The sequence below is a fragment of the Mesorhizobium sp. M0437 genome (assembly GCF_040321335.1).
In the GTDB taxonomy this organism is placed as follows: Bacteria; Pseudomonadota; Alphaproteobacteria; order Rhizobiales; family Rhizobiaceae; genus Mesorhizobium.
The window spans coordinates 1-15786 of sequence record NZ_JAMYRK010000096.1 but is presented as its reverse complement, the minus strand read 5'-3'; the positions used below and the strand labels follow the sequence as shown (position 1 = coordinate 15786).

Here is a 15786-nt window from a genome sequence, read left to right as displayed (position 1 = left end):
CATCGACGCGCTGCTCCCGCTCGACCCGCTGGGGCCGGTGGACCCGCCGCTGCGGCTCGATCCGCAGCCGCCGCTCGAACCGCTGCTGCCGCTCGAACTGCTGGTGCCGCTCGAACCACTGCTGCTGCTTGAGCCGCCGATGGGCCTGTTGTTGAGGTTGTGTGGGGAGCGATGGTTGTTGGCGCCCTCGTTTACATTTTCGCAGGTGCACTTGCGCTGATATTTGGTGCCGAAGGCACTGCCTTCATTGCTCGCCTTCTGGCAGACCGACCCATGGCAAATCAAAGTCGCTTCGGTTGTCACGGGGGTAAGGCCCGTGATGACTAGTGCGGTTGTCGTGGCCGCCATGGCCATGATCGAGAACCGGAGTAAATTCCGAGAATTTTGCATAGATACCTCGCTTTCTGACGCCTCGCTTCTCGGGCTCGCGCCCAAGCTTCCTGATTGTCGAGTGGGTATTTGCAACAAGGCCGCATACGGATCGCTTACGCCTCAGCGGTCGGGCTCAGGGGCGGCGAAAAAAGTTGAACAAAGCGCAGACAATGCTGCCGCATTGCGGTATTTCGACCAGAAAAAAGGAAGATGCACTTTGGGGGAAACGGAAAATGTCGAAACGGCTTAGACTGGTGCTGGGAACGGCCGGCGCAATTGCCGTCGCCATTGTCTGGGGGATCATCGCCACGTTAATGGGTGTGCCATCGATTCTGATCACTGTAGGAGCGGTCGCGATCGGCGCGGGCATCTACAACTATGTCGATCGAAGCCGAGGCTGATCCGGTTATCAGGCTACGGGCATAACGCAAAAATCCCACCGTCGCAGACTGTCTGCGGCAATGCTCAGTGTACGAAAATTACCAACGACAGCGGTCTGTGGAACGAGTGGCCTGCCGAAGCTATTGTGGTGTCGGTCCGAGACACCCCCGCCTCGGGTCATTGGCTCACCCAGCCGAGTGGTCCGCTGCTACCCAATGGCAGCGGACCTTCATCCGGAGGACAGACCCGGAAGACGGATTGTGCCGAATCGAGGGAGAACGATGGTCGTTGACGAGATTGCCGCGCGGCGCCTGAAAATTCTGCTCGAGCAATACATGGAGACCAGGAAGAGGCGCCACGATGCGGTTTCCACCGCAGCGGCTGAGATCGCGATCAGGGCTGTCATGCCGAATTGCCCGGCCTCCGGAAAAGTCCTGGACGACATGATTGCGGCATGTGCGTTCGAACACGGGCTGGGGGTGCTGTTCGATCGACCTGACGCATGAAGGCCTAAATGCCATGAATCCCAACGCCAAAATCGCACGTTGCTGTCGTGCACAAATCCGACGCTGTTCCTGAGGCGCTCGCGACTAATGCGCATCGCGTCGATCGGCCTCATGCGATGTGCTGTAAGTGCCTGTTTTTGTGCATGTCGTTGCCGCAAAACCGCTGCACAGTTTTGCGCGACATGCATTAGAGAAACCGACCGACCGGAGCAGCCATGCCGAGATATTTTTTCCATTTCCGAAACAATGAGGGCCGCTTGACGGAAGATTTCGAGGGTCAGGAGTTGGACGGTTTGTCCGCGGCTCAGGATAACGCAATGGCCTCGGCCAAGGAAATCCTGGCCGAGGGCCTGCTCAGCGGCAGCCCGGTCCTGACAGGTCTTTCCTTCGAAATCTGCGACGAGAACCGGAAGCTGCTTTTCCGATTTCCATTCTCGGAAGCTGCCGAAAAGGCCGGCGCTCGACCGTGATTGGCCAAAAGCCCCGCGATGCGGGCGAGCTTTGATCGAGCCTGGCTGAAAAACCGCATGTCGCGGCAAGACGGTCGTTGGTGCAAATGAGCACCATAGGCAAATTAGTAGCATAGCTGCCGGCACAAAGCAAGAACAAATACGGCTTGCCTTGCCTACGGGGGCGCCAAGCGACGTTGCCATTTCCAACCAGTATGTCGATTTGTCGGGCCGGGTGTTCGTCAACTTACCGAAACGTCTTCGCAGGATGCTGTGATCAGGAGTTCCTTTCTCCCGCGGTTGCGTTTACAGGACGCTCAGGACAGTGTCGTTTGCGCGCCAGCTACTAGACCGAGTTAGGCCGGGCGCACAGTCCCCCTCCGTCAAGGAAACCAGTCCGGCGCCGTTTTTGGAGAACAATGATTTGTGGTGGTCAAATAAGCAAAAGAGATTCAAGGGAACGTGGGACGACCGACTGGACGGCCTATTCTCAGCAGAGGTCGACTACGCCGGGAAATCCATTCTCGATGTTGGCTGCAACATGGGTATTGTCGCCTATGAGATATCCAAGCTAGGACCGAGTTCGATCCATGGGATCGACATTCTCAAGCCGCATATCGAGACGGCCAGGATGATCTTCCTGGGTTGTCCGGTCCAAAGCCAGTTCGATTGTCTCGATCTTGGCAGCCGGAAGCTGCAAAATGTTCTCAAACCGCAGTACGACATCGTCATGCTGCTGGCGGTCTACCATCACATGCAGTGGAGCCTCGGCGCGGATAAGGCGCGACGCGTGCTGTGCGATATCGCCGGGCGTGCTCAAACGATCGTTGCCCGCGTCCCTCCTGGCAAGGATAAGGAGATGATCGCGGTGCTTTCGGATGTGGGCTTTTCAATCAAAAGCAATCACACATCGCCTCTTGGAAGCCATCTCATGGTCCTCGCGAAACACTGACCAGGCATAGCGCGGCCGACGGCGAATGGCGCAAGAGCCGCGTGGCTGGGATCCGCTATGCTCGGACGCGAGGAACCGACAGTCATAAGCCGATGACGTGCAAGGATCCGGTTCGGCATTGACTGCGGTCGGGAACGAAGCCACAGACAGGTGATCGAAACCGTCTCGTGCTTCAAGACAACACGAAGACCGGACGGGATCGCAACGGGCGGCGACAAGATGATTGCAAAGAAACGAGTGTCAACGGTCCCGGCATATCCGCTGATCAAGCGTCTGATTGGCGAAAATCTGCCGCCGCACAAGATGCTGTATGTGACAGGTTTGCTGTGCTCGATCGCTGCTGCTGCCGCGGTCGGCGCGACGGCCTGGATCATGAAAGTCATGATCAACACCATCTATGTCGAGCGAGATGCTGCCGCTGTATCGGGTATCAGCGTCGTCATCATCGGCATTTTCCTGGTCAAGGGCATAGCTGCCTACTGCCAGACCGTCACAACGGGAAAGATTCGCCGGGCTATCGTTTCGGACCTGCAAAACCGGCAATTTTCTCGAATGGTGCGTTTCGACATCAGCCGTTTCGCGAACCAGCATCCGGCAAAATTCATCTCCAAAATCATGTTCAACGCGCGCGCCGGGGCGACCGTTATTCTCACCCTCACGAGCAGCGCCGTCTCTGATCTGCTGACCCTGATTGCCTTGGCCAGCGTCATGGTCAAGCAGGACCCGGTGATGTCGCTGATATCCGTGGCGGTTCTGCCGATGCTGTTCCTGTCAGTCGGCGCGATAACCAGGAAGCTCAAGGCGCTGGCGAGGGGCGAGACGGAATTGGCCGCGCAGGTCCAGTCGATCGGCACGGAAGCCGTCGAAGGCATCCGCACCATCAAGTCCTTCCAGCTCGAGGACAAGGCCGTCGCCAGCTTTGCAAAGGCCGTCCGCAAGATGGAAAGACGTGGCATCCAGATCAACCGGACGTCAGCATTGATGAGCCCATTGATGGAGACCGGCGGCGGCGTGATCATCGGGCTTTTCGTTATGTACGCCAGCTGGCAGACCCTCGGCAACGGCAAGACGCCCGGCGAATTCATGGCCTTCATTACCGCGTTCCTGCTTGCCTATGAGCCTGCCAAGCGGTTGGCCCGGGTCAATGTCGACATTCAGAAGCAAATGGTCGCCGTCGAGCAGATGTATGACTTGATCGACACGCCCGAGCAGCGGCGACTCGCGATTGCGGGCGAGCGTCTGACCGACGTCGATGGTGGTATCCGCTTTGAAGATGTGGCCTTTTCCTATGACGGCAACAGCCCCGCGCTCGAGGGTGTTTCCTTCGACGTGCGACCTCGTGAGAAGCTGGCGATCGTCGGCCGCTCCGGCGCCGGCAAGACCACCATCGTCAATCTGATCCTGCGTCTGATGGAGCCGGACAAGGGCAGGATCCTGATCGACGGAAAGGATATTTCGAAGATCAGCCTGGCCGACGTTCGCGATAACATCGCACTGGTATCCCAGGACGTCTTCCTGTTCGAAGGCTCGATTCGCGACAACATTCGCGACGGCCGCCCGAATGCCACGGATCAGGAAATCGAGTCCGCTGCGAACCTCGCCCGGGTCACCAGCTTTGCTTCGGCGCTCGAAAACGGGCTCGACACGCTTGTCGGGCCAAGCGGCACCAACCTGTCTGGCGGCCAGAAACAACGCGTTGCCATCGCGCGCGCCCTGCTCAAGAATGCTGCGGTAATCGTCTATGACGAAGCGACATCCGCGCTTGACGGTGAAAACGAACGGGCGGTTATGGAGGCAGCCTTCGACAACACATTTCAGCGCACGGTGATCTGCATTGCGCACAGGCTGTCTACAATCAAGGCGGCCGATCGTATTCTCGTGTTTGACGCCGGACAGCTTGTCGATGCTGGAACGCATGACCAGCTTGCCAAGCACAGCGAGATATATCGTTCGATATTCCACCTGGAGACGCCCGATCCGATGGTCGAAAGCGGCAAAAAGCTGCGGCAAAGCGTATTGCGCTGAAGGCCGATGACCAGCTTTTATCACGGTTCCTATGTCCGGTATGTAATTGGTGGACTGGGCCTTCAGGTGCGCCGGTACAAAAAGGCGGTGCGCAGGTTGTTTTTCAGTCCCAGGCAGCCTCGTTCCATTCTTGAGCTGCAGGCCAAGGTTGAGGCCCTGATCGTGCGCAGGGACTGGAAAGGCCTTGAAGTCGGTACCAATGAGATGGCTGTCACGGCCGATCATAATCGCGACCCGGAGCTGATGCAGAAGGCGGGCCAGGCGTTCGAACGCCTTGGCAACTTTGCGCGGGCAGCTGAGCTTCGGCTTTCCGCTCGCCGGCTGCGGAAAGGGAAAAGCGCCAACGAGTGGACCGGCGAGAATCTCGGATCGGATACACTGCTGATCGATCTTGTGGAGGATGATCCGCGCAGCCTTGGCCGGGTTATCCGCCACGCGCGACTGGCCGGCGCTGCCGCTGCCTATGCCCAAAGCGCAACAATTCGGGTCGAGCCGCGCCTGGTATCAATTCTGCAGCGAACGTTCCCGAAGGCGACCGTGGTCCCGGCGCAGCGGGATGTGGTCGGCGACAAACACGCGACTTTCGAAGATCTCGCCTGGGTGTTCGGACGCGACGCCGAAAAGCTTGCTGCCGACTTCGTACCGCTGCGGGCAGATCCTGAACTCGTCGAGGCATTCCGCAAGCGCTATCGGGCGATGACGGATCTGCCGCTGGTCGGTCTCTCCTGGGGCAGCAAGTCCCATACCAAGGACGTGCCTGATTTTCCTGAATGGGCACGGTTCATCGCCCAGACGCCAGCGACATTCGTTTCGCTCCAGTACGGGCAGATCAAGCCGGCGTTGCGGCGCCTTCGCAACGGCAACGACGCGCGTCTGATCTTTGACGACAGCGTCGACCAGATGGTCGACATGGACCGTTTCGCCGCACAGGTCGCTGCACTCGATGCTGTCGTGACGATCAGCAATACGGCGGCCCATCTTGCCGGAGCCCTTGGCGTGCCGACTGTTTTCCTCATCGACGATAATTTTCAGACGGCATGGCCGGTGACCGGCGACCGGACACCCTGGTATCCGAATGGCATTGTCATTCGCAAGGAGGGGCGCCCTTGGTCGCTGGTGCTCGACGAGGCCGGCCGGCGGCTCTCGTCGATCCTGACGACGCTTTCCGACGCTCCCCGGGGACGATAGAACATCGCCGTGCAGAACAGACGAACCATCCTTCAGAAGGCAAAAACCGCCGATCTGCGCCCGCAGGGCGCCGTCGGCAAGCGGCTGCAGAAAGTCCTCGAGCGGGCAAAGGAACTTCTTAGACGTCCCTCGCGCCACGCCGACGAAAGCGCCGAACGGCATATGAGGCTGATGGAGGAAAGCGTGCAGCGTGGTGATTGGCAAACTGCTCGCGACCATGCACTGGCGCTTGGCGTGCTTGGTGAGCAGCTTGGCGATCTCGGCCTGATCAAGAAAGCGGGGCGTGGACTGAGGCGTCTCGACGGAGGAAATCGCATCTGGCAGTTGATGGCGGCGAGCAAGCAGCTGCGCGGCAGGCCCGATTGGGATGGCAGTGATCTTGCGGGTCGCACGCTTCTCGTCGATCGTCGCGAAGGCGACCTGGCGATCTTTTTCCAGTTCGCGTCTTTGCTTGGTCCAGCAGCTGCGGCTGCCGGTCGATGCATCGTCTTCGTCGAGCCGCGACTGGCACCGCTTTATCGCAGAACATATCCTGCGCTTGATGTCAGGATTGAAGGGGAAGAGGACATGGCGGCAGTGGACGCCGATGTCGTTGCCGGTTTCGAGACACTCGCAAAGCATTTCTGGCCGGACGACCCGGCGGCACGCGCGCCCTTCGTTCCGCTGGAGCCGGACCGCCGACTGGTTGCCGAGCTGCGCGGCACCTATCTCGATGGCGGCCCAGGTCCCCTGATCGGATTTGCCTGGGGAAGCCTGAACAAGAGCAAGGATCTGCCGGCTCTGGACGATTGGCGGACGCTGTTCAGCAGCCTGCCGGGGCGCCTGGTCAGCTTGCAATATGGCGATGTCGGGCCGGCCCTCTCCGAGTTCGAGCGCCACACTCCGGGGCGCATCATCCATGACGCTTCAGTCGACCAGTTGACGGACATGGACCGCTTTGCCGCCCAAATTGCGGCGCTCGACGCGGTGGTCACGATCAGCAATACCGGCGCCAACCTCGCCGGGGCGCTCGGCGTGCCGACGATTGTCATGCTCGACGATGGATTTCGGCTGTCCTGGCCTGCTTTCGGTGAGACCGTCGCCGCATATCCGAGCGTTCGACTGGTCCGAAAAGGCGGCCGAGCCTGGGCGTCGGCAGTCCAGGAAGCAGGCGGACGGGTCATGCAAATCATCGGCGGAGCTGGCGATGGAGCGTAGCCAACTTCTCGGCCGGTTGCGCCGCGCTGTCGCGCTTGCAGGCTACAGATACAAGGTCTGGTTCCGACGTCACCGGCGGCAGCTCTTCCTTCGCTGGCGCGACGGCGACATTGCCGATCAGATGGCGGATTATCGGCGAAGCGTCGAGTCCCGCGATTGGCCGGCGGCACTGCCGAAAGCCCTGGCTCTTGGATCCATTGCGAAGTCGAGGGGCGAGGTCCACCTGATCGACGAGCTCAGCAAGGCGCTGATGCGGATGGGCGCCTATGGCGCAGCCGCCGAACTCAGGATCGCCCGACGCCACATCGTCAACGGCCGCGTCGATGGCGAGTGGCTGGGCCAGGATATTTCGGGCCAGACACTGCTTGTCGATCTGATGGAAACCGAAAAGCAGGGTCTGGCCACCGCGATCCATCATGCGAGTTCCGTCGGCTGTGCGTTGGGGCGCGCCGCCCGTTCGATCGTCCTGGTCGAGCGCCGCCTGGTACCGCTCTTTCAGCGCACTTTTCCGACCGCCGATGTGCGGCCGGTCGGCGCTGACGGCAAGGCTGCCTATGGCGAGGCGCAGGCCTTCGCCGGCGTCCAGCATCTGACTGCCGTTTTCGAGACCGACGAGGCGACGATCCGCGAGCATTTCGTGCCCCTTAAGCCGGATCCGGCCCGGGTCGCTGAACTTCGCGCCCGCTACCGGCATGAAGGACGGCCGTTGGTCGGTATCGCATGGGGCAGCTCCAATCCTGGCAAAGACCTGCCGCCGCTTGCCGCCTGGCGAAACCTGATAGGCCGACCGGACCTCCGGTTCGTCTCGCTGCAGTACGGCCAGATCGAGACCGATCTGAAGTTCCTGACCGACGGTGAGCCGAAGCGCATTCTTCATGACAGATCGGTCGATCAGCTCGTCGACATGGACCTTTTCGCCGCGCAGGTTGCCGCGATGGACGCCGTGGTGACCATCAGCAATACCGGAGCGCATCTGGCGGGCGCGCTCGGCATCCCCTCGATTTTCATTCTGGGCGACGGCTTCAAGCGCTCCTGGCCGGTCGAGGGCGACCGCACGCCCTACTATCCATCGGCCGTGCTGGTCTCGAAACGGGAACGCCCCTGGTCCGTGGTGATGGGCGAGGCTGAGGCCATCCTGGCGCCATGGCTCACAAAAGTGAGTGGCTAATGCCTGTCGTCCGAAAGGGTGTCACTGAAGACGCTTCGACGCGATCCGCATTAAGGGTTCGGCCGACGGATCGCGGAATGGAGCGCCCGTGTCGAACAGTCGTCGCAACAGGCCAAAAAACATAAGGCATTCCGAACCGGGATATAGTAAAGGCCAATTCGCCCCGCAGAGGATCGCAATTCTTGCTGGCATTTCTGCCTTGTGTTCGAATTAGCCGTAGGCTTAGGCGCCCAGTAATGGGGTTGGTCTGGCCGGCAGCGGTTCGGGCGCCAGCTCTGATAATCTAAAGGAGGTCTCTCCCATGTCCTTTCTAAAATTTTTCCAGGCCAAAGCGCCGCCTCTTCCTCTTATCGTATCCTTTCCAAAATCGGGGCGCACGTGGCTACGTGTCATGCTGGACGATCTCGGAGTTGAAGTTCAATACATTCACGACGGAACCGACCACAAGTTACTTCGACCGAAATCGAGCCTCAAGGAGAATAAATCTCGGTATAAAAAGAGAAGAACAATAATGCTTGTTCGCGATCCAAGAGATACGGTGGTCTCAGGGTACTTTCAGGTTCAGAAGCGCCACATGCTTCCAGCGGGATCGTTCAGTGATTTTATCAGAAGCGACAATCATGGGATTGAAAAGATCATCAGATTCAATCTGCATTGGTTCGCGGCCATGCCCCGGATGCGCGAAATCCGGTATCTTCAATATGAAGATATGCATCGGGATACCGCTGGTGTCCTTCGCGCGATCCTTGGATTCCTGAACCAGCAGGCTGACGATCGGACGCTTGTCGAGGTGGCGAACAACCGAACGTTCGACAAGATGAAAGTGAGTGAATCGACTGGTGATCTGTCCGATCGATACGGCAAGATATTACAGCCGCGCGATGCGAATGATCCCGAAAGCTTCAAGGTGCGCAAGGGCAAGATAGGCGGTTACGGCGAATATCTTTCCGAGGACGATGTGGCCTATTGTGACGAGCAGTTGGCTAAGTTCGAATATTGGGAGAAGCTGGACAAGGTTTTTAGCACGAACGGCTTGTGCTACGCTCGCGTCGATAACCGCGCCCGGGTCGCCTTGGGTTAGGGAGCATTGCCGACATGGTGATGCGGACCGGATTCATTTGCGGCTGCGGCCATAGCGGGACGACGTTGATTGCGACGATCCTTGCGTCGCATCCCGACGTCTACCTGCCGCTCCAGGAAACCAACATTTTCTTCAAGTGGACGCCACTGGCCATGTTCCGCTTCTGGAAACTGAAGCGGGCGGCGCTCGATGCTGGAAAGAACGTGCTGCTTGAAAAGACACCGCGGCATATCCGCCGTGTCGCCCGCATTCGCCGGCTCGTGCCCGGCGCGCGTTTCGTCATGCCGGTGCGAGATGGACGCGACGTCGTAGCGTCCCTGATCAAACGACTTGGCGACCCAACGGAGGCTCTCGACCGCTGGATCAACGACAATGCGCTGGTTCTTGCGGAACGGGGAAAGCCGGATGTGCTGATCTATCGCTATGAGGACCTGGTCGAGAATCCGGCCAAAGTCGTCGAGCAGATATGCGGCTTTCTCGATGTAACCTTCAGGCCGGATCTCCTCGACTATCACAAGAACCCGCAGCAGTGGTTCAAGCCGACCGACGCCAGCGGCGAGACGCCACATGCGGTGCTCCGGAACCAACAGGTCAATCAGCCGATCTATGACGGGAGCGGAAGATGGCGCTCCGAACTTGGAAACGCCGAGCTACAGGACCTGGTACAGGGACGAGGTGCCCAGCTTATGAAAGCATTCGGTTATGCATGATCTCGGCTCGGCATCTGCTTGAACTGCCGTCTACCAATCAATTTTGTCGATCAAACCCGTTTTGAACAGGCTGTGAGCGCCTTCGTACAGCATTGACTGTTCGCTCATCGCGCTGAGAGCGGCTTTACCGCTCGATACCTCATGATACTGGCGATATTTGGAAGCGCCGTTCCAATACTGACCTTCCGCCACCGCGACCTGCGCCTTGTCGTTGAAATCGGCGAAGAACTTGAAATGAAGCAGGCCAGCCAATCCCTTTATATAGTTTCGCCAGTAGGGCAGCGGTGAGTGAATCGACGTAAAAATCGTCTGGCGATCAACATATATCAGAGGAAACTTGGTCAACTTGTGCTGCCTGGCGAAAAGCCGGGTTCTCGGGCCGCCTGTGATCTTGAGATGCCGGGGGCTCCTCGTCACCTCATAGCCGCTGCCGTCGAAATGGTCCGCAACTTGCCATGGCGGCACGATGGGATCGAAGGGTACGTCCCAGATGTTTCCGCTCGGATACATGTCGATCATCGGCGCCAGCAGGCGTGTCATTCCGCGCCGCTTGAGCCAGTCGGCCATCGCACCGAGCGGATGCTGATCCATACCGTCATAGACAAGATATTCGTCCGCATCCACGGTTAGATACCAGCGAGGCTGACCATAGATCTGCACAATCCGCTGACGCCAAAGGTTTCCCAGGTCCGACTGCGAATAGGTGATCGGCGAGCTGAATAGATCGACATCTGGCTGCTCGGCCAGAAGCTCAGCTGTGCCGTCGGTCGAGCGATCATCGAGGACGGCGAATCTGGTGACGCCGAGTTCGCGATAGTGCTTCAGGAACGGGGGTAGCCTGTCCGCCTCGTTGCGGATGACGAGGATCAAAGGCAGGTCATTCGCTTTAAGGGGCGTTATCGGCCGCAGCGATGACACTTCTGCCCGTCTTCCGAAGGTGTGTCTCAGCCGATATATGGCGGTGTCGGTAATCGTCCGGCGGACAATGGCGGGCCAGGTTGCTTTGCTCAAGCCATCGATTCCCCTCATGGCGGTCACCGGCTGGAGCTGGCGCTGATCCGCTGTTTGCAGTTAATTTCTACATGCAGCACCGTTAGGCAAATCGCAAGCAGTTGCGGACAATGGACACAGGCCTGTTCTGAGTTCCGGCGGGGGAGCTTTCCAAGTGTTGCCGATGCGAGCTGGCCTCTATAGACATCGTCAGATGGCAACAAGGCCGGAGCCCAGACCCTATGTACGCCGGCATTCGTGGCACCGAAATTCAATTCGACAGGCCGATCCTGTTCGTGCGCCAGCGTTATGCGCCTTTTGGCGGAGGCGAGATCATGCTGGAAAACATCATGGCCGCATTCGCCGCGCGTCAGCGGCGGGTGGCCGTGCTGTCCGGCGACTGGCCGCGTTATGAAGGCATCGAGTTCATCCATTGCGCCGGCCGCCGGTTTCCGCGTTCGCTGCGGGCGACGTCCTTTGCTCAAGCTGCCTGCCGCAAGATCGCCGAGATGCCGCCGGCGCTGGTGCAGAGCAACGATCGTCTCCCGTGCTGCGATGTCTTCCGGGCCGGGGAGGGCGTTCATGCCGCCTATCTTGCCGAGCGGCGGCGTTTCGAAACGCGGCTTGGCAGGGCGGCAATGGCGCTGAGCCCCTTTCACCGCCAGACGCTGCGCCTCGAGCGCGCAACCTATGCCAGCCCACGGCTCAAAGCTGTCATAGCGATTTCGAAGATGGTCGCCGAGGACATTGTCCGTCACTACGATTATCCGGCGGAAAATGTGCACCATATTCCCAACGGGGTGGATCTCGACCGCTTCAACCCGCAGCTGCGCCAGCAGCATCGGGCGACAATCCGCGCGCGGCTCGACGCCGACGAAAACAGGCCGGTCGTCCTGTTTGTCGGCTCGGGCTTTGCGCGAAAAGGACTGCTTGCACTGATGAAGGCGGCCGCCAGGCTCGATGGCGGGCCTGAATTGTGGGTCATCGGCCATGATTCGCGCGCCAACGCCTTCAGGCAGGCCGGTGACAGGCTCGGTCTCGGCACACGGCTCAAGATGCTGGGGCCGCAGAAAGACATGCTGCCGTGGTACGGCGCGGCCGATGTTGCCGTGCTGCCTTCCATCTATGATCCTTTCGGCACAGTGGTCATTGAAGCGATGGCCAGCGGCTTGCCCGCCGTGGTAAGCACCGGCTGTGGAGCGCGCGAGCTTGTCGAGCGGTTCGAGCCGACGCTCGTTTGCGATGCGGCCAGCGAAAGCGACCTCGCTGCAGCGCTCGCGCACGCGCTGCAGTTGTCGTCACGACCTGACACCGCAGCCCGGGTGAGAGCGGCGGCCGAACACTATGATTTCAATGTCATGATCAAGCGAATGATGGCGCTTTATGAAAGCCTTGATCTGAAATGATTTTCGACTTTGTTGAATTAGGTTAGTACCCTCAGTTTGCTAACGGGCCGGGAACCGATGCTGCAGATGCATTCGAATGACGGTGGCAGCCTTGATGCCGGAGCATTCTGACCGTGCCGGCGCTCTCGGTCATTATCATCACCCGCAACGAGGAGGCGTCCATCGCGCAATGCCTTCAGTCGGTCCATTTTGCCGATGAGATCGTCGTTCTCGACAACAACAGCAGCGACAGAACCAGGGAGATTGCCGGTGCTCTGGGGGCAAAGGTTCTGATGACCGTCGATTGGCCCGGTTTTGGCGCGCAAAAAAACCGTGCGCTGGCCGCGGCAACGGGGGATTGGATCCTGTCGCTGGATGCCGATGAGTGGGTGGAGGCGCCGCTCGGCGCGGAAATAAGGGCCGCAATCGCCGACCCAAAAGCCAATGACGGCTTCGAAATACCGAGAAGATCGCGCTTTTGCGGGCACATTGTCCGCCATAGCGGCTGGTCGCCCGATCTGGTGCTCAGGCTCTTCCGTCGCCGCTCCGGGCGGTTCAGCGACGACACCGTGCACGAGAAGGTATTGGTGAACGGGAAGGTCAGCCGATTGTCCCAGCCGATCGAGCACGATTCCATTACCGACTTGGCAGATGCCCACGACAAGATCGGCCGGTACGCAGAAGCGTCCGCCGCGCAACTGCTTGCCGAGGGCAAAAAAAGCTCGATAGGCAAGGCGGTCTTGCGCTCGGTCTGGGCCTATGTGCGCAGCTATATTTTCCGGCTGGGATTTCTGGACGGTTCCATTGGTGCGATGGTGGCCGCGTATTCGGCCAGCTACACCTATCAGAAATGGGCTCGTGTCGCATTGGGAATGCGAGGCCAGGTCCACCCAAAAACGCAAGGCTGAGGCCAGGACAAATCTGTGAGAAACCGGCTTGGTTGACCGCAATTGTTGCCGAGCCATCGCCAACTAGTTAGTGTACGACCGTAAAAATCGAAAGCCAGGGTAGTGAATATGACTGATGCGTTTAGGGTATTTATCGGATGGGACAGTCGTGAGCCGATCGCGTACGACGTCGCGCGACACTCGCTGCTCAAACATGCGTCGGCGCCTGTCTCCGTCATTCCAATCAAACAGGACGAGATGCGTGCCCGCGGGCTATATTGGCGGGAAAAAGACCCGCTCGCCTCAACGGAGTTCACCTACACGCGCTTCCTCACGCCCTTTCTCGCCGACTACACGGGTTGGGCCCTGTTTTGCGATTGCGATTTCCTGTGGCTTGGTGACGTCGCAGGCCTGCTGAAATATACGGACTCAGACAAGGCGGTCTATTGCGTCCAGCATGACTATACGCCGAAGGCCACAACCAAGATGGATGGTGTGGTCCAGACGTCCTATCCTCGGAAAAACTGGTCGTCGCTGATGCTGTTCAATTGCGCGCATCCTTCGGTCAGATCGCTCACGCCAGAGGTCGTGAATCAGGAAAGTGGCGCCTATCTTCACCGAATGCAGTGGGTTGCCGACAAAGATTTGGGCTCATTGCCGGTAGAGTGGAATTGGCTCGAAGGTTGGAATGAAAAGCCTGCGGTCGGCACACCTAAGGCGGTCCACTATACCAGCGGCGGCCCGTGGTTTGCCGAATGGCAGAATGTCGACTACGCCGATTTGTGGATAGCAGAACGCGACGAGTTCCTGGCTTCCGATCAAGCGGAATCTTCTCAGAGCGCCGTTCGATAAGAACATCGTGTTTGGCAGGTGACCTGGGCGCTTCCGAAAGTGGCATTGATTTTCGTGTCGCCATGGGCGCAGCAACCAGCCGTCAGGCGCGGGGCGTCGACAACAATGCGTGTTGCCGCTTGGGGGCGGGACCGGGGCAGATTGCGCCTACGAATCTGGCGGCTCCGGCCGGGTAAACATGCCGCGCTGAGATAAGGATCAGCTCGCGGCAATATGATCGGTTTTTTGGGTCCGTCAGCTCTTTCATCGGCCTAGCCGGCACGCGAAAGTCGACCATGCCGTCACTGCGAAGACGCCTCGATCGTTTCCTGGAGAACCGCGGGCCTAAAATACCGCGGCTGCAGCTGAACCATGTCGAGCGCCTGGCGCTGGTCCGTCGCCATGGTGATTTTTCCCTTGCCTATTCGACCGCCGTGCAGAAGGGGCTTCACTACTTCGGCGATGCCCAGGGCTACATCGCTTACGGCAGCAAAACGCGACATCATTTCGCGCTCGGTGATCCAGTGGCTGCCCCGGCCGATTGGCGCGACTATATCCGACGTTTCATCGAGGTTGCCGGCAGCCCGTGGTTCGTGCAGATCGGCGACCAGACGGCGCGCGTGCTTGCCGGGCTTGGCTATCAGGTCAACCGCCTCGGCGTCGATACCAGGCTTGTCCTGCCCGGACACGACTTTTCCGGAAAGCGCAATGAGACAGTGCGCTATTCCGAACGCTGGCTCTTGAAGAAGGGTTTTTCCTTCGCAGAGGACAACGGGACTGTCTTCCTCGACGAGATTGCCAGGCTCTCCCAAAATTGGCGGGCCGACCGCATTGTCAAGCGCTGGGAGATGAGATTTCTCAACAGGCCCTTTGCCGATCACCTTGGCGTCGATATGCGCCGTTTCGTCCTGCACGGTCCGGATGGGGAACTCGTGGCCTTGCTGGATTTCGATCCGCTGTTCAGCGACGGCAAGGTCATCGGCTACACCACCTCGTTCAAGCGCAAGCACATCGATGCCTCGGCGCATGCCGAGATCGGCCTGACCAAATTCGCGGTTGACCGCTTTCGCGATGAAGGTGTTTCCGTCGTCACCCTAGGCCTGTCGCCGCTTGTCGAAATCGGACCTAGCGGGTTTGCCGAAAGCGATTTCTGGCGGCACGCCTTCCAGCGTGCCTATGACTCGCCCTGGGTCAATCGCACCCGCTTCAATCTGCAGGGGCAGGCGGCCTTCAAGCGCCGGTTCCATGGTGTCGAAGAGCCGACCTATCTTGCCTTTCGCAAGGGGACCTTTTTCGAAGCGCTTTCTCTGCTCCGGCTGATCAGGGCCGTCTAGTGCCTGGTGGCTGAGCGCTCGTCGCCTCCTGGTATGGTTGACCTCACACCGGTCAGGCTTGGTTGTTTAGGTGGGAAAGGAATGCCGCGGCGGGAAGCAAAGGACCGGCTGCGAACCGCCGGCCTATTCTGCGGCGTCCCCCAGTCCCGCCGGGGCACGTTTGGCAGCCTGAGAACGGATAGTGTGCTGAAGGTTCTGCAAAAAGTTTTGGAGAGAGAACGGGGCCTGCTCTGAGGGGCGAGCGGCCATGGCACGGTGGTGACGTTGCGATCACCGATTCCCGTGGAAGGGGAAGTGCCATGACCAATCGAGACGTTAGACTGAGCAGAG

Annotated in this window: 17 protein-coding genes; 16 read left to right on the top strand and 1 reads right to left on the bottom strand. The window is 59.4% G+C overall.

The features are described from left to right. From NKI72_RS31900 to NKI72_RS31845, 12 genes are all read left to right on the top strand, one after another. Positions 1 to 220: hypothetical protein (locus NKI72_RS31900; protein ID WP_352851847.1), on the top strand; the 220-nt coding region annotated here is incomplete at its 5' end. 6 nt (positions 221 to 226) lie between these two features. Then, entirely contained in the window at positions 227 to 622 is a 396-nt protein-coding gene (locus NKI72_RS31895) for a hypothetical protein (RefSeq protein ID WP_352766572.1), read from the top strand. Beyond that, positions 606 to 773, top strand: coding sequence for a hypothetical protein (locus NKI72_RS31890; protein WP_352766570.1), 168 nt, complete (start codon positions 606 to 608; stop codon positions 771 to 773). The genes NKI72_RS31895 and NKI72_RS31890 overlap by 17 nt, the downstream gene beginning before the upstream one ends. Positions 774 to 1034: 261 nt before the next feature. Then, a complete protein-coding gene (locus tag NKI72_RS31885; RefSeq protein ID WP_352502409.1) occupies positions 1035 to 1259 on the top strand; it encodes a hypothetical protein in 225 nt (74 codons plus the stop codon). A 215-nt stretch (positions 1260 to 1474) separates the two neighbouring features. Then, positions 1475 to 1729 (top strand): DUF6894 family protein, encoded by a 255-nt coding sequence (locus NKI72_RS35560; protein ID WP_502896501.1) that lies wholly within the window; start codon positions 1475 to 1477, stop codon positions 1727 to 1729. A gap of 388 nt (positions 1730 to 2117) precedes the next feature. Next, on the top strand, positions 2118 to 2660 hold the full coding sequence (locus NKI72_RS31875) for a class I SAM-dependent methyltransferase (protein WP_352502411.1): 543 nt from the start codon (positions 2118 to 2120) through the stop codon (positions 2658 to 2660). 237 nt (positions 2661 to 2897) lie between these two features. Beyond that, entirely contained in the window at positions 2898 to 4685 is a 1788-nt protein-coding gene (locus NKI72_RS31870; RefSeq protein WP_352685742.1) for an ABC transporter ATP-binding protein, read from the top strand. 6 nt (positions 4686 to 4691) lie between these two features. Then, positions 4692 to 5873, top strand: coding sequence for a glycosyltransferase family 9 protein (locus tag NKI72_RS31865; protein ID WP_352766566.1), 1182 nt, complete (start codon positions 4692 to 4694; stop codon positions 5871 to 5873). A 9-nt stretch (positions 5874 to 5882) separates the two neighbouring features. Further along, a complete protein-coding gene (locus NKI72_RS31860; RefSeq protein ID WP_352766563.1) occupies positions 5883 to 7070 on the top strand; it encodes a glycosyltransferase family 9 protein in 1188 nt (395 codons plus the stop codon). After that, positions 7060 to 8238 (top strand): glycosyltransferase family 9 protein, encoded by a 1179-nt coding sequence (locus tag NKI72_RS31855; RefSeq protein ID WP_352766560.1) that lies wholly within the window; start codon positions 7060 to 7062, stop codon positions 8236 to 8238. Before NKI72_RS31860 ends, NKI72_RS31855 begins: the two co-directional genes overlap by 11 nt. Before the next feature lie 301 nt (positions 8239 to 8539). After that, a complete protein-coding gene (locus tag NKI72_RS31850) occupies positions 8540 to 9319 on the top strand; it encodes a sulfotransferase domain-containing protein (protein WP_352471923.1) in 780 nt (259 codons plus the stop codon). Positions 9320 to 9333: 14 nt separating this feature from the next. Continuing rightward, positions 9334 to 10029 (top strand): sulfotransferase family protein, encoded by a 696-nt coding sequence (locus NKI72_RS31845; RefSeq protein ID WP_352471922.1) that lies wholly within the window; start codon positions 9334 to 9336, stop codon positions 10027 to 10029. Between the two features lie 30 nt (positions 10030 to 10059). On the opposite strand, the gene NKI72_RS31840 is transcribed toward NKI72_RS31845, so the two are convergent. After that, positions 10060 to 11040, bottom strand: coding sequence for a glycosyltransferase family 2 protein (locus NKI72_RS31840; RefSeq protein ID WP_352835810.1), 981 nt, complete (start codon positions 11038 to 11040; stop codon positions 10060 to 10062). A gap of 221 nt (positions 11041 to 11261) precedes the next feature. On the opposite strand from NKI72_RS31840, the gene NKI72_RS31835 reads away from it, so the two are divergent. From NKI72_RS31835 to NKI72_RS31820, 4 genes are all read left to right on the top strand, one after another. After that, on the top strand, positions 11262 to 12425 hold the full coding sequence (locus tag NKI72_RS31835) for a glycosyltransferase family 4 protein (protein ID WP_352766553.1): 1164 nt from the start codon (positions 11262 to 11264) through the stop codon (positions 12423 to 12425). A 113-nt stretch (positions 12426 to 12538) separates the two neighbouring features. Further along, a complete protein-coding gene (locus NKI72_RS31830; protein WP_352502417.1) occupies positions 12539 to 13312 on the top strand; it encodes a glycosyltransferase family 2 protein in 774 nt (257 codons plus the stop codon). A 108-nt stretch (positions 13313 to 13420) separates the two neighbouring features. Continuing rightward, positions 13421 to 14143 carry a glycosyltransferase gene (locus NKI72_RS31825; protein WP_352448862.1) on the top strand — a complete coding sequence of 241 codons (723 nt, stop codon included), beginning with the start codon at positions 13421 to 13423 and terminating at the stop codon, positions 14141 to 14143. Between the two features lie 275 nt (positions 14144 to 14418). Then, complete coding sequence (locus NKI72_RS31820) at positions 14419 to 15456, top strand: phosphatidylglycerol lysyltransferase domain-containing protein (RefSeq protein ID WP_352766549.1); 1038 nt, start codon at positions 14419 to 14421, stop codon at positions 15454 to 15456. Positions 15457 to 15786 lie beyond the last annotated feature (330 nt).

Bases quoted from the DNA above. Each gene is read 5' to 3' on its own strand.
- NKI72_RS31845 (WP_352471922.1), top strand. From the start codon at position 9,334: ATGGTGATGCGGACCGGATTCATTTGCGGCTGCGGCCATAGCGGGACG.
- NKI72_RS31890 (WP_352766570.1), top strand. From the start codon at position 606: ATGTCGAAACGGCTTAGACTGGTGCTGGGAACGGCCGGCGCAATTGCC.
- NKI72_RS31865 (WP_352766566.1), top strand. From the start codon at position 4,692: ATGACCAGCTTTTATCACGGTTCCTATGTCCGGTATGTAATTGGTGGA.
- NKI72_RS35560 (WP_502896501.1), top strand. From the start codon at position 1,475: ATGCCGAGATATTTTTTCCATTTCCGAAACAATGAGGGCCGCTTGACG.
- NKI72_RS31885 (WP_352502409.1), top strand. From the start codon at position 1,035: ATGGTCGTTGACGAGATTGCCGCGCGGCGCCTGAAAATTCTGCTCGAG.
- NKI72_RS31855 (WP_352766560.1), top strand. From the start codon at position 7,060: ATGGAGCGTAGCCAACTTCTCGGCCGGTTGCGCCGCGCTGTCGCGCTT.
- NKI72_RS31825 (WP_352448862.1), top strand. From the start codon at position 13,421: ATGACTGATGCGTTTAGGGTATTTATCGGATGGGACAGTCGTGAGCCG.
- NKI72_RS31835 (WP_352766553.1), top strand. From the start codon at position 11,262: ATGTACGCCGGCATTCGTGGCACCGAAATTCAATTCGACAGGCCGATC.
- NKI72_RS31850 (WP_352471923.1), top strand. From the start codon at position 8,540: ATGTCCTTTCTAAAATTTTTCCAGGCCAAAGCGCCGCCTCTTCCTCTT.
- NKI72_RS31820 (WP_352766549.1), top strand. From the start codon at position 14,419: ATGCCGTCACTGCGAAGACGCCTCGATCGTTTCCTGGAGAACCGCGGG.